Here is a 19,828-nt window from a genome sequence, read left to right as displayed (position 1 = left end):
ATCATGAAGCGAAAAGGAATGGACGGGAGACAGCAGCGAGTCATTGCTATTTTCTACGTTTTAACCATTCTTTGTCTGATTGTTTTGCAATTCCAGTATTATCAAGTGTTACCCACGAGTAATTTGATGAACTTTCTATCTCCTCATGTGAAGTGGTGGGTGGATCAGTTCGTATAAGGGGGCCCAAGTATGATTCACAAGCAAGTTGTCAATCATCGACAAATTGCCTGGCTGGTCGGCAGTGTCTTGATGACAGGAATGATGATCAGTTTCTTGCGGTCTGTCGTTCAGGTAGCAAGGATGGATGCTTGGTTCTCTCAAATTTTATCCATCTTTTATGCGCTTTTTATCGCCTACGTTTTGAGTGGGCTGGTTGAAGCATACCCCGGGAAAAATATCTTTGAAATCTTGTTTATCATTGGCGGGAAGTGGATTGGTGGAGCTATCAATCTACTCATTTTATTTTACATTTGGATCATCCTGGCGATCGATATTAAAGGGGCTGCTGATTTTTTACATATCTCGTTATTGCCAACCACGCCATTGGAGGTCATCTTACTCGTCTTCGTCTTACTGATGATGTACTATGGCAAAACGAGTCTTGAGGTGGCGGCACGGGTAAATGAGTTTTATTTTCCCCTTTATTTCATCATGTGCATTTCGCTATATTTCCTGCTGGTTAATGAATACAACGTAGAGCGATTGGAACCAATCTTGACCAGTAGCTTGGATCGGATCGTGGTCAGCAACTTTTTACCAGTGGGTGTATATGGTGATATTTTTCTCATTGGGGCATTCTTACATGCGATTGTAGAGCCGCGACTATTTTATGCTGCGATGAAGCACGGGGTCATCATTGCTGGCTTTGGGACGACGATTATATTGCTCGTCTTACTTGGGGTGATGGGCTTCATTATCGCCAGTCGACTGAATTTCCCTATCTATATTCTCGTCCAGCAAATCCACGTGACAGATTTCCTAGACAGGGTCGAAATGATCCTCGTTAGCGTGTGGTTCCCCGCTTTCACAATCAAAGTCATTGTCGCTTACTTGGCATTTTTAGTGGGGGTTGGGTCGTTTGGTGGACAGCGGCATTATAATACATTCAATGCTCCGTGCGGATGGTTTATGGTTGTAACGTCTATATTCGGGTTTCCAAATGTAGCCCACATCGATCAGTTTATTAGTTATAGCTTGCCGATGATCGTGCTCGTTTTCCAATTGCCGTTGGCGCTCTTTTTGCTCATTCATGTAAGGCGAAAGAACAAAGGAAGAGAACAAAGTCTCATTCCTGAAGGAACGAAGCTTTATCGATTTTACCGGTCGATGGTGTGGATCACAACGGTCTGTTTGATTGGTTGCGTGATAGTGATTTTTATTGGGGACTTTTTAAAAGAAAAATCAGCGGTAGGAGGGGTTGCGACAGCTGTTGTATATATTGCCCTCTTAATGATAGCACTGTTGACGAGCTACGGGGAAATGCAGGCTCTCAATCATGGCAAGCAAAAGCTAGGGAGGGCTAAACAGTCTGGTTCGTTTCGCCAATAAAGCAATTTCAATCGATGATTGGAGGAACCATGTCGTTTACACCTATTATTCCGTTTGAACCAGTTATTGCAGATGTTTTTCCGAGTGAAGATAACTGGATCGCACAAATCAAATGGGACGGAGTCAGAATGCTCACGTACTACGATGGACATGAAGTGCGTCTGGTTAATCGGAAGTTAAATGATCGAACATTGCAGTATCCCGAATTCGGAAATGCAAAAAGGTATTGTTCTGGTTCATCCTTTATCCTTGATGGCGAGATGATTGCTTTTGACAGTAACCGTCCATCCTTTCAAGAAATCATGAAAAGAGATAGCCTGCGGAAAAAACAGAGTATTGACCTTGCCATCAACCAAACACCCGTCACATACATGATCTTTGACGTTTTATATTACAATGGCGATTGGGTCCTGGAACAAGAACTCATTCGAAGACAGCAGTTGCTGGAACAAATGATTATCCCTCAACCCAATGTTCAGGTCGTACAAAATTTCCGTAATGCAAAAGCATTATACGACGTGATGGTTCAACATGAGATGGAAGGTATTGTTTGCAAGGAGTGTACAAGCACCTACGCCATCAACGGGAAGGACAAACGGTGGCAGAAAATGAAAATATTTCATGACCTCTTTGCTGTTATAGGAGGGGTGACATTCCGTGATGGGGTTGTGAATGCGTTGTTGCTCGGCTTGTATAACGATGAGGGGAAGTTCTATTATATTGGGCATGCAGGCACTGCGAAGTTCAGTAAGAAAACGTGGCAAGATCTAACACAGCGGATACAGCCCACTATCCGACCAACGAAACCATTTGAGAATGAACCGGAGAGAAGGAAAGACGCAATTTGGGTAGAACCTGAGATTGTTGTAAAAGTGAAATTTATGGAGTGGACCACGGGAAAGACAATGAGACATCCTAGTGTTCAAGCAATCGTGAACATGCCTGTATCGGCTTGTATGTTTTCCCAAAATGAATAACATGCGTAAGGGCGAGCTCTACTTTACCGAGTCGCCCCAAAAAGCATCCGTTATCCCAGAACATAAACCTCTCATGCGGGAGGTGTCTTTTTTGTGCGCAATATAAAAAATGTTAGGTTTATTCCTGCTGGTTACTGTATTCCTATTTCGTCATCACTATTTCTAACGGTCACTTCGCCATTCGGGTACCGATGCTTAAGATAGTCGCCGCCCCAATCACATAGCACTTTTAAAACTTCTTTTAATGATTCCCCATATTCTGTAAGCGCATATTCCACTCTGGGTGGTACTTGATCGTACGTTTTTCTGGTGATCAAGCCATCTCGTTCAAGCTCCTTTAATTGTACCGTGAGCATCTTTTGTGATATACCCGTCACTAATCGTTTTAATTCACCCGTACGTATTGGTCCCTTTGTCAAGTAATACAAAATATGCGCCTTCCATTTTCCCCCAATTACTTCCAAGACGATTTCGATTCTATTGTTGTACTGTTTCATTTTCTTTTAACTCCTTTAAAAATGTACAGGTACGCAGACGTTCCTATAGTACGTTGACGTTCCTATGGCACGCAAAAGTGCGTACTTTTTTTTAGTTACTTTCTCTTGCATAATAGGATTCGTTACCAAGTCATGCAGTATAGTGACCTTTACCATTATACCCATATAAGTATGCTGCATAAAATATTTAGGAGGTACTCTTACTATGAAAACAGCAATTCGTACGGCAAATTTTTATGACGTGATTCGTGAGCGCCGGTCTGTTCGGACCTTTGATCCTTCTTATAAAATCTCAGAGCAAGAAATCAAAGAGCTCATTGGAGAGGCTATGTTCGCTCCGAGTGGTACGAATCTGAATCCTTGGCGTTTTATGGTGTTTACAGAGAAGGAGCTCAAGGAAAAGCTGCTTCCGATGGCATTGGGACAACAACAAGTGGTTGATGCATCCGCAGTCATTGTTGTGTTAGGTGATATGGACGCCTATACAGTGGAGAACGCTGACAAAATCAATCAAAGAGCTGTAGATGCTGGTTTTATGCCTGAGGAAGTAAAGAATAGAATTAACGAAAGTGTAAAGGGGTACTACGGGACTGTCAGTGAGCAAGTATGGAGAGAGTGGCAACACCTTGATGGAGGTCTAATAGCGATGCAATTGATGCTCGCGGCTAAGGCAAGAGGTTATGACACAGTTCCTATGCTTGGCTACAATACCGAAGAATTCCGAAAAGCTTTTCATGTTCCAGACAACTGGGTGAATGTACTCATGATTCCAGTAGGAAAAGCAGCGCAACTAGGGTTCCCGACTGTTAGGTTGGCTGTTGACGAAGTAACTTATTGGAATGGGAAGTTATAAAAACTCATTGTGAATGTAGTATTCACGAGAGGAGGGGTACCGCTACAGTCATGTGGCGGCTTCCCTGCAATTCGATAGATTTTAATTCTGTCGCCTTTCTATAAAACAAAATTACGGATATTAGATATCCTCATTAACTACAAAAGAAGGTATTTCAATGAAATTGAGTGTTTTGGATCAAACGCCTACTTCTAATGGACAAACTTCAGCTCAAACTTTTCAAAATACCATTGAATTAGCGAAACGGGTAGATGAATTGGGTTACAACAGGATATGGTACTCCGAGCATCATGGGGCGACAAACTTGGTAAGTGCCTCACCTGAAATCATGATTGCGCATATAGCTTCTGCAACCAAGAACATTCGTGTAGGATCGGGTGGAATTATGCTGATGCATTATTCTCCGCTAAAAATGGCGGAAGTTTTTAAGACCCTTACTACCCTCTATCCAAATCGAATTGATTTTGGAGTAGGTCGTGCTCCTGGTGGGGATCGCTTCTCTACACTTGCCTTGCACGAAGGTAGGCAACCGAATGTGCTAAACCAGTACGATAAGCTTGTGGAAACCATGATGTTTATGACTGACGCGATGCCTGAAGACCACGTGTATAGTCGGACGTTGGCTGCTCCTTTGGATGCACCACTACCTGAGGTTTGGCTGTTAGGTTCCAGTGGAAGCAGTGCTGCACAAGCAGGAAGATTCGGGATTGGTTATTCCTTCGCCCAATTTATTAGCGGACAGTTGGATACGTCGATGCTTGAGGCATATCGCGAAAATTTCACTCCTTCAGAATTTATGTCCGACCCCAAAATCAATGTTGGATATTTTGTGATGGCGGCAGAAACAACGGAGGAAGCCGAATATCATGCAGCTAGCCTCGATTTAAATTTGCTGTTTTTGGATAAAGGAATGCCGTTTCAAATTTTCAGCCCAGAAGATGCGTTGAATTATTCCTATACCGAGATGGATAAAATGGCGATCGAACACAACCGCAAACGATTCCTTGTAGGAAGTGCAAAAGATGTTGCGAATACGCTGCGTGAACACGATGAAAAATACGGTATCACTGAAGCTGTACTTGGAACAATCAGTCATAGCCATGAGGCGAGACTAGAATCTTACCGATTGCTTGCAAAGGAACTTCTCTAATAGAAAGGTGGAAAAAGTAATGATTCCGATTTTGAAACGAATTAACATTTTAGCCAAAAAACAATATATCTGCAAATCATTCGTGGGCAAGTTTTGCACACATTTTCAGGGTTAACGATTTTGGACCCACTTGGTAACGATGTCACACCTCAAAAGTTAAAAATCGCACAACAAAATCAGATGGTTAAGACAAATGATGAAGCATGAATATGAAGGGTGGCGTCGAACAAGCCGTGTATGCTCTTCTCGTGCTCACTCGATTACCTAGACATGCGATGTTATCTGGTGAAGCTCTAAGTCAACAGCTCCGGGTCTCTCCAACTTATTTGCAGAAGTTAATGAGAAAACTTGTACAGGCAGGGATCGTTTCTTCTGTGCCAGGTGCAAAAGGTGGATTTCGACTACAAGCTTCACCTGATGACATCACCATACATGATGTGTTCAGCGCAATCGAAGGCGTGAAATCTCTTTATCGTTCAACAGGTATTTTTGAAGGGATGCTTTTGTCGAATGAAAACAACGCCTGCTTGTTATCCGATGTAATGGAGGAAGCTGAGCATGCTTGGCAAACTGTATTAAAACGTCAATCCATCGCTTCTTTACACAGAGAACTAAACCAAACATGCTCAACTGATTATCTGATGAAATTGGATTCTTGGTTAAAAGAAGTTATTCGTTAACTAGTTAATGAATTGGGAATTAAGGAGGTATAACATGTTTGTTCGAGTGGTAACGCTCAGTAGTAAAGTGGGAATGGAGGAACAATTACGGCAAATTGGACGACACTTACTTGTTCCTGTCAATAAAGATGCAGGATGTGTTGAAGTTTATTTCATGGAGCCTAGCTTAGAAACGGACAATCCTTTTTTCGGTGTGATTAGTGTTTGGAGAGATAAGGAAACGTTGGATACCATGAAAAATAGTGAAAGATATCGTGACTTGCTTCAAGATATGGGGCCTTTGATTGAATCCGTAACAGATCAGCTATACGTAGTAGAGTAATCTGCCGTTTCGCCCTCGGTTGTTTTTGTTGATGGATGTACATACATCTGTAACAGTTGGAATTTTACGAAACTTATTTATTGATTAAGTATTGAATTCGAGCTATACTACTTGTAACTAAAGGTACTGATGGGTTAGCGAATTGGGCTGTATCTGGTTGAGCTGCTTCCTCCTTCCGTGGTACGTCCACCACACCTCATGGGAAGGGAGCCGCTCTCTGATATGGCCCTCTTTGTGTCTCGCTCGTGCTGGGAATGTCTGTAGTTCACTTTCTTTAACCCTTTTTTCATTGATATATAACTAATGACTTGTTTATAATGACTGTGCGAACTCATTTACGAAAGAAGGAATTGACTTGCCGTTTCTTCGGTTTAAAGGCTTTGCGAAGCAAGACATAGAGCCTATTTCTCAGATTCTTATAGAAGAGTTTTCTAAAATTGCTGAGGTAGCTCAGGAAAAGGTAAAATTGGAGCTGCTTCAGGTAGAGCAACTGACGAACAGTCCTTTGTCTGTAGAGATCATGATGTTTCCTCGTGAACAAAAGCAACATGACGCGATTGCGAGCGCCATAAACAGCATTTTGAAGCAGCAGGGCTTTTTGCATGTCCATATTTTCTTCATTCTGCTATCGCCCACTCTCTATTATAAAGAAGGACTTCCGTTGCAAGTTGGAATGACGAGATAAGCAAGAAAAAAGGTCGAGATCCTCCAAAAGGATTTCGACCTTTTTCTATTAATAATAGAGGCTTTCGGTTTGCAGGCACTTGGAGCATGTTCGCGTGAGTGGTGTTTCGATATAGACGTGGTTGCAGTCCTGTTGAATCAGCCGCAATTGTTGTTTGGATCGTTCTAGCTCGGCCTCTAGTCGAATGATCTTTTCACGTAAACGACTGGCTTCCTCCATATGCATCCTCCTCCATTACGACTGGTACAAACGGCTTCCTTGTTCGCGGAACTCACGCGATTTTTCCTGCATACCTGCAAGAATGGTGGGATCTTGGGCAGTCCCTTGTTCATTGGCGATATGACGAATGTCGTGAGATATTTTCATGCTGCAAAATTTAGGACCGCACATGGAACAAAAATGAGCGGATTTGGCTGCTTCAGCTGGCAATGTTTCGTCGTGATATTCGCGGGCGCGCTCTGGGTCCAAAGACAAATTGAACTGGTCGATCCAGCGAAAATCAAAACGAGCTTTGGATAAAGCGTCGTCTCGTTGTTTCGCACGAGGATGTCCTTTCGCGAGATCAGCGGCATGCGCTGCGATTTTGTATGCGATTAGACCGTTGCGGACATCCTCTTTATTGGGTAGGCCGAGGTGCTCCTTGGGCGTTACATAGCAGAGCATGGCTGTTCCGAACCAACCAATCATAGCGGCACCAATCGCTGAAGTAATGTGATCATAGCCGGGGGCGATGTCTGTCGTGAGCGGCCCAAGTGTGTAAAAAGGTGCCTCGTGACAAATGGATAACTGTTTATCCATATTTTCGCGAATAAGATGCATGGGGACGTGACCAGGGCCTTCAATCATGACTTGTACGTCGTGTTCCCACGCAATTTTTGTGAGTTCACCCAATGTTTCAAGCTCGGCGAACTGTGCCTCATCATTCGCATCCGCGATGGAGCCAGGGCGTAGCCCATCTCCGAGAGAGACGCAAATGTCATAGGCCTTCAGAATTTCGCAAATTTCAGCGAAATGCGTATACAAAAAGTTTTCCTCATGATGGGCCAGGCACCATGCGGCCAAAATTGATCCGCCGCGAGAGACGATACCGGTAACGCGTTTTGCTGTCATAGGGATGTAGCGCAATAGAACGCCAGCGTGAATGGTAAAGTAATCGACGCCTTGTTCTGCTTGCTCAATCAAGGTGTCTCGGTAAACTTCCCATGTCAAATCCTCTGCTTTCCCATTTACTTTTTCGAGTGCTTGGTAGATGGGGACGGTTCCGATTGGTACAGGACTATTGCGGATAATCCACTCCCGCGTAGTGTGTATATGTTTTCCCGTCGAGAGGTCCATGATGGTGTCAGCACCCCAACGGACCGACCAAATCATTTTTTCGACTTCTTCTTCCATCGAAGAGCTGACAGCTGACGTTCCGATGTTGGCATTGATTTTGACATGAAAGTTGCGGCCAATGATCATCGGCTCGCTTTCAGGGTGATTGACGTTAGAAGGGAGGATCGCACGTCCAGCGGCGATTTCTGCCCGTACAAATTCAGGAGAGACACCCTCGCGAATGGCGACGTATTCCATTTCCGGTGTGATGATATTTTTTCGGGCATAATGAAGCTGGGTAACCATTTTCCCTGCTTTTGCCCGCTTTGGTTTGTAGCCTTCCCGGGGGAAAGTGGGGAGAGTGACTGCCTTTTCTTCGTTTCTGATGCCGTCGTCGACGAGCTGCGGTTCGCGACCGACATACGTTTCTGCATCATTTCGCTCATCGATCCACTTGTGGCGGATGGAGGGCAGTCCTGCTTGAATATCAGGGACGTAACCCCCTGCGGTATACTCGCCACTCGTATCGTACACGCGAAGAGGGGGATTGGGTGTGGAGCCAAACAATCCTTCGGTGGGATGAAGGGAAATCTCGCGCATCGGGACGCGGATGTCCGAACGGCTACCTGTTTCGTATACTTTGCGACTGCCTGGAAACGATGACACCAATGACATAAGAAAAACCTCCTTGTTTTGGTTGCACGAAAGCGAGAACCGTTTAGGGAGGCGAAAGAAACCGCCCGCGAAAAAGCGCCGCATATTCAACATGCGACGCCAACGCGAGAGTAGAGAAGAAACGGATATCCTAAAGATACACGCATCTTTTCGTGTCGTATATGACATTCCTCCGCTGGCATTACCCAGTTCAGGTTCAACGGTCGATGGCACGTACCATCCTCTCAGCCTGGTGATTTCCAAGCTCCCGTGCTGTTTTATTTTGGATTGCAAGATTAGGATAACGGGAAGTCCATCTAATTTCAAGGAAAATTTTTCAATAAAAATTTGCGGGTGTGCAACACATTTTCCTCTCCTCTATTCTCGTGAATCGGACTAAAACTGTTTCTGTAGACCCACATGAATCCTATCTGTTACGATGAAGTTCGAAAAAAAAGCAACTGCTTCCAATGCTTTGATCTTCCGAGTTGTCGAAGCAGGTTGGAGAAGTATTTAGAGGTGATGAGGTATGGATGTTTATTCGGATCTAAAACAAGGAGAACGTGGAGCGTGGGTGAGTATTTTCGCCTACATTTTCTGCTCCATATTAAAAATAGGAGTTGCGTATGTCACTGCGTCGGAAGCTTTAATGGCCGACGGTCTTAACAACTCAACGGATGTCGTCGCATCGATTGCTGTTTTGATCGGGTTGCGTATTGCAAGGAAACCACCTGATAAAGACCACCCGTATGGCCATTTTCGGGCGGAGACGATTTCAGCACTTGTCGCTTCATTTATTATGCTATTTGTCGGAGTTCAAGTCGTTACGAATGCCGTACCATCCTTGATTGATCCACATCATTCGGCTCCTGACCTGTTGGCAGGGTGGACAGCACTTGCGACTGCGGTCATTATGCTTTTCGTCTATCGGTACAATAAAAAGCTCGCCATAAAAACAAACAGCCAAGCACTTCTTGCAGCGGCCGCTGACAACCGTTCAGACGCATTCGTCAGTATCGGGACGTTTATCGGGGTAGCAGGCGCACAATTTCAATTGCATTGGCTTGATCCTTTAGCTGCTTTTGTCGTTGGTCTTATCATCTTGAAGACTGCATGGGACATTTTCAGGGAGGCAACCCACCGCTTGACAGATGGTTTTGACGAGAGCGAGTTGGAAGACCTGCGGGCTACGATTTCCTCGATTTCAGGGGTAAAGGATATCAGTGACATTAAAGCCCGCTACCATGGAAGCAGCGTACTGGTTGATGTTGTGATCCACGTAGATCCAGGTCTGAATGTGGTGGAGAGCCACACAATCACCGAGAAAATTGAAGAACAGATGCGCAAGATTCACCGAATCAATGCCGTTCATATCCATATTGAACCATGCAGGAAGATGGCGCCAAGCTAGATGTCCTGATGCGAATACAAAAAAACCTGTCCAAAGTGGGCAGGTTTTTTTAGGTGCAGATTAAACAGTGGTAGCCTTCTTTTTGCGCAATGTTTTGGTTGTAGAAGTGGTCGCAGTTTTTTGGGGACTGGTTGCGGGCTGCTTTTTCTCTTTTTCTGGCGCGGAGGCTGCAGTGGTGCGTTTTCGCCCAGGCTTTGACGGAGTGGGTTCGGGCTCGATTTTGATGGGCACTGCGGCTTGACCTGCTGTAGACTCCAAGCTTTCTTTTAGGGCTTGCATGAGATCAATTACATTGGTTCTTGCCACGGTAGGTGCAGTTGCGATCTCCTGACCCTCCAGTTTTTTCTCAATCAGTTTTTGCAGGTCGGATCGATATTCATCCGTATATTTTGCCGGGTCAAAAGGGATCGTCATATTACTAATGAGCTCAGTTGCCATCTTCAGTTCGTTTTCGGCCAAGGCTACAGTGGCTTCTGGTAAGGCAGGAACTTGACTAACCGGACGTACTTCATCTGGATAGAAGATCGTCTCCAGCATGATGCAATGCCCATAAAGTCGGATAACTGCCAAGCTTTGCCGATTGCGCATTGTTACCTGTGCAACGCCAATCTTGCCTGTCTGTTCCATGGCGGAGCGCAGCAAGGCGTATGCTTTTTCTCCCGTGTCCTGGGGCGATAAGAAATAGCTTTTATGAAAATAAACCGGGTCGATCTCTGACAAGTCTACGAAGTCGATAATTTCAATGGCTCTGCGCGTTTCTGGCGTAATAGCTTCCAGATCATCATCGTCGACCATGACAAAATGTCCTTTTTCGTATTCGAAGCCACGGACGATTTCGCTCGTATCGACTTCGCGCTGGCAGTGGGGACACATTTTCGTGTACTTGATCGGGGTATGACACTCTTTATGCAGTTGGCGAAAGCGAATATCGCGCTCTTCTGTTGCGGTAAACATGCGAACAGGTATATTGACGAGGCCGAAGCTGATCGAGCCCTTCCACACCGTATGCATTCGGATACCTCCTTCACAGCTATTTTTCTATAGTATCTGTAGTCGCATAGAAGAAGTGCCGAGGAAATTGAAGGTGGAAAAGTAAAAAGCCAGCCGATTCGATGCGGCTGGCCTCTCGTGTAACTACTGTCCATGTTTGACAATATCGGATTGATCTGCACGCGATTGCATGTCTCGCGCCAGCTCCACGTCTTTGCCAGTGCGGTCCGCAATGGACTGGGCGTTGGACGCCTTCAGCTTTTGTACAGACGGTTGTTTTTCTGCCATGAACGACTCACTCCTTAAAGGCAATCTACATGTAGAGGTTGTTGCAGGTACATGTAGTATGCGCTGCACACAAAAAAATACCCCATCGCCAAATGACGAGGGGCAGCCGTTCAACTCCTCCCATGAAGGGAGCGATGGCACGAAATGCTCCTATCAGACACGTCGTGCGCCAAAGTGAACAGCCTTTCAATTATGGGAGAGGAGAAACCGGAGGAAGAGCTTATGGGGAAACGTAAGTCTTCTCCGCGGTTGTCAGCGACACCGTTGCGTCGCTATTCAACATCTTTTCCAATCGAGATGGGTTGTATACCTGTTTTATCCATAAATTTTTCCAGTTGCTAATTTTACGGGTGTATGCAGTTGTGTTAGTATGATATCATTCTCGGTCGTAGAAAAATCGCTCCGACGATATATGTTCAAAAAGTCGTCTTTTCAGCACCGAGAAAGTGGTGAGAAGCTGAACGCCTCTTTCGATGTTGAATAAGCTTTCAGGAATGCTGCGTGATCAAAAGACGACTTTTTGAACAACCTCTTACAACATACATAAGGAAAGCAGACAGGTGAAATGAGTATGCGAGTCATCTCTGGAGAACACAGAGGAAGACGGTTGGCAGCAGTTCCAGGCAAAGGAACAAGACCGACAACCGATAAAGTCAAAGAATCGATTTTTAATATGATTGGCCCGTATTTCGATGGCGGGTGGGCATTGGACCTATACGCAGGAACAGGTGGTCTTGGGATCGAGGCATTGAGCAGGGGAGCGGATCGAGCTGTTTTCGTGGAGCGAGATCTCAAAGCGTTTGCTGTGGTAAAACAAAACGTCAGCACTTGCAGGTTGGACGATTATGCAGAGCTATATCGGATGGATGCGGATCGCGCCATACGCACACTGAGTACGCGTAGTCAAAAATTTGATCTCGTCTTCTTGGACCCGCCGTACGCCCAACAAAAAATTGTCGAAGAAATTGAGTTGTTGCAGGAGCTGGGAATGCTGGCGGACGGAGCATGGATCGTGGCTGAGCATGATATCGCAGACTCTTTTCCGGATTCGATTGGTCATTGTGTGAAGGATCGAGCGGCTAAGTACGGAGATACAGCCGTTACTGTGTATTATTACGATTTGGAGCCACAAGCTTAAGGGAGGATAACTCGCTATGGCAATTGCTGTATGTTCAGGAAGCTTCGACCCTGTTACTTATGGGCATCTCGACATTATTGCGCGGGGTGCCAACGTTTTTGATAAGGTCATTGTTGCTGTCTTGATCAATTCAAAGAAAAACTCATTGTTCAGCGTAGACGAGCGCGTCGAATTGCTTCGTCAGGCAACGGCTGACATGCAAAATGTAGAAGTGGACTCTTTTGACGGATTGTTGATTGACTATATGAACAAAAAGGGCGCACAGGTGATCATTCGTGGCCTTCGTGCTGTTTCTGATTTTGAATATGAGATGCAAGTCGCCTCCATTAATAAAAAGCTCGACGAAAATATCGAAACGTTTTTCATGATGACGAACAATCAATATTCGTACTTGAGCTCAAGTATTGTGAAGGAAGTTGCGAAATACAAGGCGAGTGTCGCCGATTTGGTGCCGCCGATCGTAGAAGAGGCACTAAAGCGAAAAATGGCTGAGTAGATTATCTCGTCTTACTACGGTTCATGTGCAGAAGAGTCAGGCTGGTACACAAAAGAATCGCACCGACGCCAATCGCGATTCCCCCTGATAGTAGTAGGGTCTCCCACCAACTTGTCTCTGGGATCTCAGATTTCGCATGCGTAATTACAGGGACTGCTTTCTCCACGAACCAGGAGCTGACTGTGGCAAGTGGACCCCAAAAGACAAAGGTCAAAATTGCAGCTAGCAAAGCATGAAGCGATCTGGCAATCAGGTAGGGAGCGACACGAATATCCGTTTCACTCAAGATACTCGCGACCTGTGCGTGAACACTCAAACCGCCCCAGGACAATATAGCGCTGGCAATGGCCGCTTTCCAGACCAAGGAAACACCATCCGGCACAATGCTCGCTGCCTGTGCGCCGAGGGTTACTTCGAACAAACCAGCCACGATTGCTTGGGAAAAGGCTGGTGGAAAACCAAACGGGCCGAGAATAATCGAGAGAAGCGTACTGATGATTTGTGTCAGATGAATCGTGGAGAATAGTTGGATTAATACCGAAAAAACAATGATGAAGCCACCGATCATGAGCAATGTATTCAGAGCGGATTGCACGGCTTCTCCCATTAATTTTCCGAACGGACGTCCATCGCGGATACGTGCCCGATGCATCGCTTGCAAGGCTCGAATAGGAAGAGGCAGTGAATTTTTCTCCAATGGAGCGGAAGTAATGGCAAATGGCGCATGAAAACGATAGATCACACCCATGAGAACAGCTGACAAATAATGAGTCAAGGCTAGAATGATACCCATTTGCTCACTGTGAAAAAAGCCGATTGCTACCGCTCCCATGACGAATAAGGGATCTCCCGTCGTTGTAAAAGAGACGAGACGTTCACCCTCAGCCTTTGTCACATTGCCTTGCAGACGCAGGCGTGTTGTCAGTTTTGCGGATACCGGATAGCCGGACGAGAAGCCCATAGCTAATACGAATCCACCAGTGCCCGGAACGTTAAACAGTGGGCGCATTAATGGCTCCAGTAACACGCCGACGAAATGAACGACGCCCAGACCCATTAACACCTCAGACAGCACAATAAAGGGAAGGGTAGAGGGGAAAACCACCTCCCACCATATTTTCAGACCGCGTACGGCAGCTTCAAAAGAAATCTGCGAGTAAGCAACCAACGAAATAACAATAGAAACTGTCGAGAGAGCAAGCAACAGAGTAAGTACGGGTGAGTGGCGTGACATGGATTCCTCCTGAATCGAAGAAAAGTAGTAGTACATGTCTACGTGGCAGGCGGGAGAACTATGCGTAAGCTTGGTCAACGAATATCTCCCAAGTGTGAAAGGAACAGCGATTTACCACATAGGCTGGTTATGGGGAGGGGTTTTTCCATGCAGACAAAGCGTAAACCAATCGTGGGAGTAGCCCTGGGTTCTGGGGGCGCTCGCGGCTTTGCGCATATTGGTGTATTGAATGCGCTAGAAGCACATGGTATTCAGATTGACATGCTGGCTGGCTCTAGTATGGGCAGTCTGATTGGAGCAGTCTATGCCAACGGAATTGAACCGCACATGATGGGAAAGCTTGCTCTTAATTTAAAACGCAAGCATTGGCTCGATTTGACCGTACCCGGCATGGGTTTTGTTACGGGGGAAAAGATCAAGCAATTGATTCGCCTGTTAACGCATGGAAAGCGCTTGGAAGAGCTGAACAAGCCGCTTGCCATTGTGGCGACGGATATCGAATCAGGTGAGCGAGTCGTATTTCGGGAAGGTCCGATTGATCAAGCAGTGAGGGCAAGCATATCCATTCCAGGCATCTTCGTACCTGAAAAAGTAGGGGGGCGGCTTTTAGTCGACGGAGGAGTCATTGATCGTGTGCCCGTGACGGTGCTGCGTGAAATGGGTGCTGATATTGTTATTGCGGTAGATGTCGCCCAATTCGATACGCGGATGGAGGTCAAAAGTATTTTTGATGTAATCGCCCAGACAATTGATGTGATGGAAAGGGAAATTCTACGACATCGAATCATTGCGGCAGACATCGTAATCAGGCCGGATGTTGGACACTATAGCAGTATCGCGTACACGGGTGTCGATGAAATTATCGAGCTAGGCGAACGTGCGGGTACTGAACATATCGAACGCATTCAGGAACTAATTGCAAATTGGGAGGCACAAGAATGAGTGAGGATCAGCTTTATGCCAACAGACGCAGATCTACAGGAACCAGAGGCTTTAGCTGGATACTTGCCTTGGTTTTTGTCTTGTTGGGTATTTCTTTTTTTGTACCGACGAATTATTACGTAAGTCGTCCAGGTTCAGCGATTGAGCTGGGTCCGATGATTAAAGTGGAAGGAGGCAAGAAAGACGAGACCGGCTCCTTCATGCTCACGACGGTCCGAATGGGCGAAGCGAATTTGCCGTGGTATTGGTATGCAAAAATGGCGCAGGATGTTGAGTTGATGCCCAAGGAGCTGGTTGTCAGCAAGGGCGAGAACAGCGAAGATTTTATCCGTAGAGAACAAGCGATCATGGATAATTCACAAAAAATTGCGGAGGCCGTCGCATTCCGTCTTGCCGGTTTCGAAGTGAAAATCGAGAAGCAGGGTGTGTGGGTGATGGGTACTCTGGAAGGGTTCCCTGCCTATAAAGCATTGCAAATTGGTGATGTCATTACGTATGTTGACGGGGTTCGCACGTCTGAGGCAAAAGATTTGCTGACAGCCCTCTCTACAAAAAAAGCAGGCGATCAAGTCGAAATTACGTACACAAGAGATGGACAAGAGGCTAAAACGATGTTAACCTTGGAACCACTACCTGAATCCAAGTCAGTTGGAATTGGTGTACGCCCTGACAACAAACAGGAAATCATCATTCCAAAAGAAGTAACCATTGCCTCTCAAGGGATTGGTGGTCCTTCTGCGGGATTAATGATGACACTGGAGATTTATGACCAGTTAAATACGGCGACGGATTTGACAAAAGGCTATAAAATTGCAGGAACAGGCACGATTTCGTTAGACGGAAAAGTAGGCAGAATCGGTGGCATTAATCAAAAGGTAATCGCAGCGGACAAAGCGGGCGCAGAGATCTTCTTTGCTCCGAAGGATACGCCAGATACGAACTCCAATTACGAGGAGGCGTTAGCGACTGCCAAGCGGATTGGAACTTCAATGAAAGTGGTTCCAGTCAAGACGGTAGAAGAAGCGATTACGTACTTGAATGGACAAAAACCGAAATCTACCTGAGCAAACTAGCTGTCAAGCAAAAATGGTTGACAAAGCTTTGGGCAGGGTCTATAATCATCTTTGTTGTGCATGAGGTGAAATGCTATGAACATTAAGTTAGCAGAGTTAGAGCACCGAAAAGGAGAGCCGTTGCCATTCCAGGTAACCCTGGATGCAGATGAGCTGAAGAAGCGCCATCATGAGGTTCGCGGGATTACTCCTGTGAATGCGAGTGGTGAAGCCGTACAGCTGGGCAATCTCTATTACGTAAAAGGAAGCATGAAGGCAGATGTGAATTTTGTCTGTGCAAGATGCTTGAATCCTTTTGTCGATCAGGCAACAGTAGATTTCTCTGAGACATTTGCGCTTGCGGATGATCCGATCCTGCAAGATGACGAGGACAGTGATATTCTTCCCTTAGAAGGCGATGAAATCGAGCTGAACTCGCTGCTGCAAGAGGATTTCTTACTGGCAATGCCGACCTTCCCGCTTTGCGAGGAGGATTGCAAAGGTCTGTGCCCGACTTGCGGTGTAAACCGGAATGAAGTGGCATGCAGCTGCAAGAATGAGCGTGTTGACCCGCGATTGGCTGGGTTGGCTGACTTTTTCAAAGACAGCAAATAAGTATTCTTACTGTATTCAAGATGATTCGCCGACCATTCGTGGCAGCGTCTCATTTTTGAAGGATGGCATAAGCTTTTTGCCTATACTGTCCACCCAATAGAGCTTCTTAGCATTTGTCAGTTGAAGGAGGTGTAAGGAAGATGGCAGTACCTCAACGGAGAACTTCCAAAACCCGTAAAAGAATGCGTCGTACGCACTTCAAATTAGAGATTCCAGGCATGATCAAATGCGATAATTGCAGCGAATACAAGCGTGCGCATCGTGTTTGCCCAAGCTGCGGTCACTACAAAGGCGTGAAAGTAGCGAAGTAATATTCGCTGCTAAGAAAGCAAGGTGAGAAATCGCCTTGCTTTTTTTGTTTGTTTAAATTACTTACGATTACTTATGAACGCTTAATATTACTTGCAATTTTTACTTAAATCACTTATACTGAAGGCAAGATAAGGATGGGGTTGAGGCTTCGTGTTTCAAGAGGAGAGGCTGGCTGCAATTCTTGCGTATTTACAGAAGCACCAGCGAATCAGTGTGCAAGAGGTAGTTGAGCAGTTTGGGGTTTCCCGTGACACAGCGAGGCGGGATATCGTAAAGCTGGAGGAGCAGGGAGAAATCTTGCGAACCAGGGGTGGAGCAGTATTGCCCAGCCTCAACAAAAAGAACTACTCCCATCAGGAACGAATGCAGCTTGATTTGACAGGTAAACGCAGCATTGCAGCGGCGGCGGCCCGTTTGATCAAAGATGGTGATTATTTGCTGCTCGACGCGTCCACAACCGTTCAACTCACGGTGGAATCCTTGCAGACCCGCGATCATGTCATCATCACGAATTCTTTAGCCACTGCCTCCAGTATGTCCCGAAAAGAAGGGGTTTTTGTCAAACTTTTAGGCGGAGACGTAAATGCAGAGGATCAGTGCGTACTTGGTACACGCGTGATTCAAAACCTCGCTGATTTTCATGTGGATAAAGTACTGGTTGGTGCATGCGGTCTTACCAAGGAAGGGCTCATGTCCACGCAGGAAGATCACGGCTTTCTGATCAAAGAAATGATTAAGCGTGCTGATCAAGTGATCATACTCACCGACCATACCAAGTTCGGAAAAAGCATGCTGTATCGCGTTGCCGGTTTTGACCAGATCGATATTATCGTGACCGATAAGCTGCCTGAAAAGGAAATGGCTGAGGCTTTGCATGCCAACGATGTAGAGGTGATTGTAGCTTCCACATGAAGCTATTGATCCATAAACAAGAGGATAAGTTCCATTTGGCTGGCGTGAATGGGTGACCAGCGTGACAGCAAATGGATTTATCAGGGAGAGCCCTTCCAATGGAAAGGGCTCTTTCTTTTTTTCTTGCATTCGTGTACGGTCCCTGCTATTCTATTAATCCTGACTTTTCCAAGAGGAGGGTTCTATGGTCTATTGGCGGATTATTCGCAAGAGCTATCGTCGAAATATTCAGTATCGTTTATCGCATGTTATCAACAATGTCGCAAGCTCGATTTTTGGGCTTGTTTTTATTGCCATTTGGACAGGTGTCCTATCTGGAAAACAAGTCTATGGTCCATACGATGTCAAGACGATGGGGTATTACATCGCGATTTGCCAAAGCGTTCTCTGGATGACAACATTTATGTCCCCGGGTCTGAATGTGCAAATAGGAGTAAGAAGCGGGGCTGTCAGTCTAGATATGATCAAGCCTGTTCATTATCTCTGGTACATGCTCAGTCAGGAGTTTGGAAGACTTGCTTACAACGCTTTTTATCGAAGTGTTCCGATTGGCTTGCTGCTTGGATTAGCGGTAGGCTTCTTTTTTCCCTCCAATCCGCTCACGTACTGTTGGTTTATCCTCTCGCTACTGCTTGGAACTTACGTAGGGATGCTACTCTTTTACCTCGCAGGCATTTCCTCCTTCTGGACCACAGAAATTCGCTGGGTACACCTAATCCTTTTGTCTTTGATTTTCGGGTTGGGCGGACAAATGATCCCGCTGGATTTGATGCCAGGGCTTATTTGGAAATGTCGCACCTTATTTGCCTTTTTCCGCGATGATTTTCTATCCAGTCATGACCTTGCTAGAGCTGGCACCTCCTTATGGCATGCTTGTACAGGTCGGTTGGGCACTCGTTTTAACTGCAGTTGCTTTGTTGGTGACGAACATGGCAAGAAGAAAGCTAGAAATTCAAGGAGGATAACCGCATGTTTGCCCTCTATCGCAAATTGATCGCGGCCAGCATACGCTCGCAAATGCAGTACAAGATGAATTTCGTCACGAGTGCTGCCACGACCGGAATGATTATGGTGCTTGATTTTATTATTTTATCTGCGATTTTGTACCGATTTAACGATGTAGTTGGGTGGAATATTTACGAGGTTGGGTTGCTTTACGGGATTTCCTCTGCATCTGTCTCTTTGTATCGACTGTTCGCCCCGGAAATCAACGACTTCGAGAAGTACATCGTACATGGGGAGCTCGATCAATTGCTCATCCGTCCCGTTTCACCATTGCTGCTGTTATTGACACGCAATCTTGACTTGTCGAGAGTGGGAGGGTTGGTACAAGGGGTATCTGTTTTGGTCATCTCATTGTCGGGTCTTGCGGCGGAAGGGAAATCGATCGTGGGGTTGGCGCTATTTTCACCGGTTGCCATTTTGTCTGGCGGAGTAATTTATTTTTCGATTGGACTGGCTACGGCTGGAGTTGCCTTTTGGACGCACCAGATGAAAGACCTGCTGACCTTTACCATTTATGCGCCAGCCAATGCTTCCAATTATCCGATCGGGCTATATCCAAACTGGCTCAAATGGCTGTTTTTCTCAGCGATTCCGATTGCGTATATGAATTATTTGCCGATGCTGACGCTATTGGGCAAAGGGGGAGAATGGTTTTATCCGTTACTCACCCCTGTGGCCGCAGCGATTGCTTTTTATTTCTCTCGTATGCTGTGGAATGTCGGGATTCGACACTACCACAGTACAGGGAGCTAA

24 protein-coding genes, 1 pseudogene and 1 riboswitch are annotated in these 19,828 nt (G+C 45.9%); of the genes and pseudogenes, 19 read left to right on the top strand and 6 right to left on the bottom strand.

Annotation, left to right across the window (positions count from 1 at the left end):
* The first annotated feature begins 3 nt into the window (after window positions 1–3).
* The 3 genes from ACFYU8_RS07055 to ACFYU8_RS07045 are packed head-to-tail and all read left to right on the top strand — an operon-like array spanning window position 4 to window position 2,525.
* Window positions 4–177, top strand: coding sequence for a hypothetical protein (locus ACFYU8_RS07055; RefSeq protein WP_390294527.1), 174 nt, complete (start codon window positions 4–6; stop codon window positions 175–177).
* A gap of 12 nt (window positions 178–189) precedes the next feature.
* Window positions 190–1,548 (top strand): GerAB/ArcD/ProY family transporter, encoded by a 1,359-nt coding sequence (locus ACFYU8_RS07050; RefSeq protein ID WP_390294529.1) that lies wholly within the window; start codon window positions 190–192, stop codon window positions 1,546–1,548.
* Between the two features lie 29 nt (window positions 1,549–1,577).
* On the top strand, window positions 1,578–2,525 hold the full coding sequence (locus ACFYU8_RS07045; protein ID WP_390294531.1) for an ATP-dependent DNA ligase: 948 nt from the start codon (window positions 1,578–1,580) through the stop codon (window positions 2,523–2,525).
* 131 nt (window positions 2,526–2,656) lie between these two features.
* Here the strand turns inward: ACFYU8_RS07045 and ACFYU8_RS07040 are convergent, their stop codons facing one another.
* Window positions 2,657–3,022: a winged helix-turn-helix transcriptional regulator gene (locus ACFYU8_RS07040; RefSeq protein WP_390294533.1), complete on the bottom strand. Its 366-nt coding sequence runs from the start codon at window positions 3,020–3,022 to the stop codon at window positions 2,657–2,659.
* 205 nt (window positions 3,023–3,227) lie between these two features.
* Here ACFYU8_RS07040 and ACFYU8_RS07035 point away from each other — a divergent pair, with 205 nt between their 5' ends.
* The 6 genes and pseudogenes from ACFYU8_RS07035 (at window position 3,228) to ACFYU8_RS07010 (ending at window position 6,712) form a co-directional block, all read left to right on the top strand.
* Window positions 3,228–3,875 (top strand): nitroreductase family protein, encoded by a 648-nt coding sequence (locus ACFYU8_RS07035; protein WP_390294535.1) that lies wholly within the window; start codon window positions 3,228–3,230, stop codon window positions 3,873–3,875.
* 157 nt (window positions 3,876–4,032) lie between these two features.
* Window positions 4,033–5,025, top strand: coding sequence for an LLM class flavin-dependent oxidoreductase (locus tag ACFYU8_RS07030; RefSeq protein WP_390294538.1), 993 nt, complete (start codon window positions 4,033–4,035; stop codon window positions 5,023–5,025).
* A gap of 19 nt (window positions 5,026–5,044) precedes the next feature.
* Window positions 5,045–5,232: pseudogene (locus ACFYU8_RS07025) on the top strand (DUF896 domain-containing protein).
* Window positions 5,229–5,705: an Rrf2 family transcriptional regulator gene (locus ACFYU8_RS07020; protein WP_390294540.1), complete on the top strand. Its 477-nt coding sequence runs from the start codon at window positions 5,229–5,231 to the stop codon at window positions 5,703–5,705. Before ACFYU8_RS07025 ends, ACFYU8_RS07020 begins: the two are co-directional and overlap by 4 nt.
* 34 nt (window positions 5,706–5,739) lie before the next feature.
* Entirely contained in the window at window positions 5,740–6,027 is a 288-nt protein-coding gene (locus tag ACFYU8_RS07015; RefSeq protein ID WP_390294542.1) for a putative quinol monooxygenase, read from the top strand.
* 355 nt (window positions 6,028–6,382) lie between these two features.
* Window positions 6,383–6,712, top strand: coding sequence for a DUF1904 family protein (locus ACFYU8_RS07010; RefSeq protein WP_390294544.1), 330 nt, complete (start codon window positions 6,383–6,385; stop codon window positions 6,710–6,712).
* A 48-nt stretch (window positions 6,713–6,760) separates the two neighbouring features.
* Here ACFYU8_RS07010 and ACFYU8_RS07005 read toward each other — a convergent pair whose 3' ends face one another.
* Together ACFYU8_RS07005 and thiC are read right to left on the bottom strand one after the other, a co-directional pair.
* A complete protein-coding gene (locus tag ACFYU8_RS07005; RefSeq protein ID WP_390294546.1) occupies window positions 6,761–6,931 on the bottom strand; it encodes a hypothetical protein in 171 nt (56 codons plus the stop codon).
* A 15-nt stretch (window positions 6,932–6,946) separates the two neighbouring features.
* A complete protein-coding gene (gene thiC, locus ACFYU8_RS07000) occupies window positions 6,947–8,701 on the bottom strand; it encodes a phosphomethylpyrimidine synthase ThiC (protein WP_390294548.1) in 1,755 nt (584 codons plus the stop codon).
* Window positions 8,702–8,850: 149 nt separating this feature from the next.
* Window positions 8,851–8,962: riboswitch (TPP riboswitch) on the bottom strand.
* 247 nt (window positions 8,963–9,209) lie between these two features.
* On the opposite strand from thiC, the gene ACFYU8_RS06995 reads away from it, so the two are divergent.
* Window positions 9,210–10,091, top strand: coding sequence for a cation diffusion facilitator family transporter (locus tag ACFYU8_RS06995; RefSeq protein WP_390294550.1), 882 nt, complete (start codon window positions 9,210–9,212; stop codon window positions 10,089–10,091).
* A gap of 60 nt (window positions 10,092–10,151) precedes the next feature.
* Here the strand turns inward: ACFYU8_RS06995 and ku are convergent, their stop codons facing one another.
* A complete protein-coding gene (ku, locus tag ACFYU8_RS06990; RefSeq protein WP_390294553.1) occupies window positions 10,152–11,102 on the bottom strand; it encodes a non-homologous end joining protein Ku in 951 nt (316 codons plus the stop codon).
* A 123-nt stretch (window positions 11,103–11,225) separates the two neighbouring features.
* Complete coding sequence (locus ACFYU8_RS06985; protein WP_390294555.1) at window positions 11,226–11,369, bottom strand: hypothetical protein; 144 nt, start codon at window positions 11,367–11,369, stop codon at window positions 11,226–11,228.
* Between the two features lie 571 nt (window positions 11,370–11,940).
* Here ACFYU8_RS06985 and rsmD point away from each other — a divergent pair.
* Window positions 11,941–12,507 carry a 16S rRNA (guanine(966)-N(2))-methyltransferase RsmD gene (gene rsmD, locus ACFYU8_RS06980; protein WP_390294557.1) on the top strand — a complete coding sequence of 189 codons (567 nt, stop codon included), beginning with the start codon at window positions 11,941–11,943 and terminating at the stop codon, window positions 12,505–12,507.
* A gap of 16 nt (window positions 12,508–12,523) precedes the next feature.
* Window positions 12,524–13,003 (top strand): pantetheine-phosphate adenylyltransferase, encoded by a 480-nt coding sequence (gene coaD, locus ACFYU8_RS06975; RefSeq protein ID WP_390294559.1) that lies wholly within the window; start codon window positions 12,524–12,526, stop codon window positions 13,001–13,003.
* 1 nt (window position 13,004) lies between these two features.
* On the opposite strand, the gene ylbJ is transcribed toward coaD, so the two are convergent.
* Window positions 13,005–14,237 carry a sporulation integral membrane protein YlbJ gene (gene ylbJ / locus ACFYU8_RS06970; RefSeq protein ID WP_390297202.1) on the bottom strand — a complete coding sequence of 411 codons (1,233 nt, stop codon included), beginning with the start codon at window positions 14,235–14,237 and terminating at the stop codon, window positions 13,005–13,007.
* A 147-nt stretch (window positions 14,238–14,384) separates the two neighbouring features.
* On the opposite strand from ylbJ, the gene ACFYU8_RS06965 reads away from it, so the two are divergent.
* The 7 genes from ACFYU8_RS06965 (at window position 14,385) to ACFYU8_RS06935 (ending at window position 19,828) form a co-directional block, all read left to right on the top strand.
* On the top strand, window positions 14,385–15,179 hold the full coding sequence (locus ACFYU8_RS06965; RefSeq protein WP_390294561.1) for a patatin-like phospholipase family protein: 795 nt from the start codon (window positions 14,385–14,387) through the stop codon (window positions 15,177–15,179).
* A complete protein-coding gene (locus ACFYU8_RS06960) occupies window positions 15,176–16,243 on the top strand; it encodes a SepM family pheromone-processing serine protease (protein WP_390294563.1) in 1,068 nt (355 codons plus the stop codon). The genes ACFYU8_RS06965 and ACFYU8_RS06960 overlap by 4 nt, the downstream gene beginning before the upstream one ends.
* An 84-nt stretch (window positions 16,244–16,327) precedes the next feature.
* Window positions 16,328–16,846, top strand: a complete 519-nt coding sequence (locus tag ACFYU8_RS06955) for a YceD family protein (RefSeq protein WP_376892674.1) — start codon at window positions 16,328–16,330, stop codon at window positions 16,844–16,846.
* Between the two features lie 140 nt (window positions 16,847–16,986).
* On the top strand, window positions 16,987–17,157 hold the full coding sequence (rpmF, locus tag ACFYU8_RS06950; RefSeq protein WP_106838847.1) for a 50S ribosomal protein L32: 171 nt from the start codon (window positions 16,987–16,989) through the stop codon (window positions 17,155–17,157).
* A 151-nt stretch (window positions 17,158–17,308) separates the two neighbouring features.
* The gene (locus tag ACFYU8_RS06945) at window positions 17,309–18,070 is read left to right on the top strand and encodes a DeoR/GlpR family DNA-binding transcription regulator (protein WP_390294567.1); all 762 of its coding nucleotides are present in this window, start codon (window positions 17,309–17,311) and stop codon (window positions 18,068–18,070) included.
* A gap of 184 nt (window positions 18,071–18,254) precedes the next feature.
* Window positions 18,255–19,064, top strand: a complete 810-nt coding sequence (locus tag ACFYU8_RS06940; RefSeq protein WP_390294569.1) for an ABC transporter permease — start codon at window positions 18,255–18,257, stop codon at window positions 19,062–19,064.
* Window positions 19,040–19,828 (top strand): ABC transporter permease, encoded by a 789-nt coding sequence (locus tag ACFYU8_RS06935; RefSeq protein ID WP_390294571.1) that lies wholly within the window; start codon window positions 19,040–19,042, stop codon window positions 19,826–19,828. The genes ACFYU8_RS06940 and ACFYU8_RS06935 overlap by 25 nt, the downstream gene beginning before the upstream one ends.

Origin of the sequence: Brevibacillus sp. NPDC003359, assembly GCF_042878995.1 — a bacterium.
Classification (GTDB): Bacteria; Bacillota; Bacilli; order Brevibacillales; family Brevibacillaceae; genus Brevibacillus.
The sequence above is the reverse complement of the archived record's forward strand: the minus strand, read 5'-3'. Positions and strand labels throughout refer to the sequence as shown.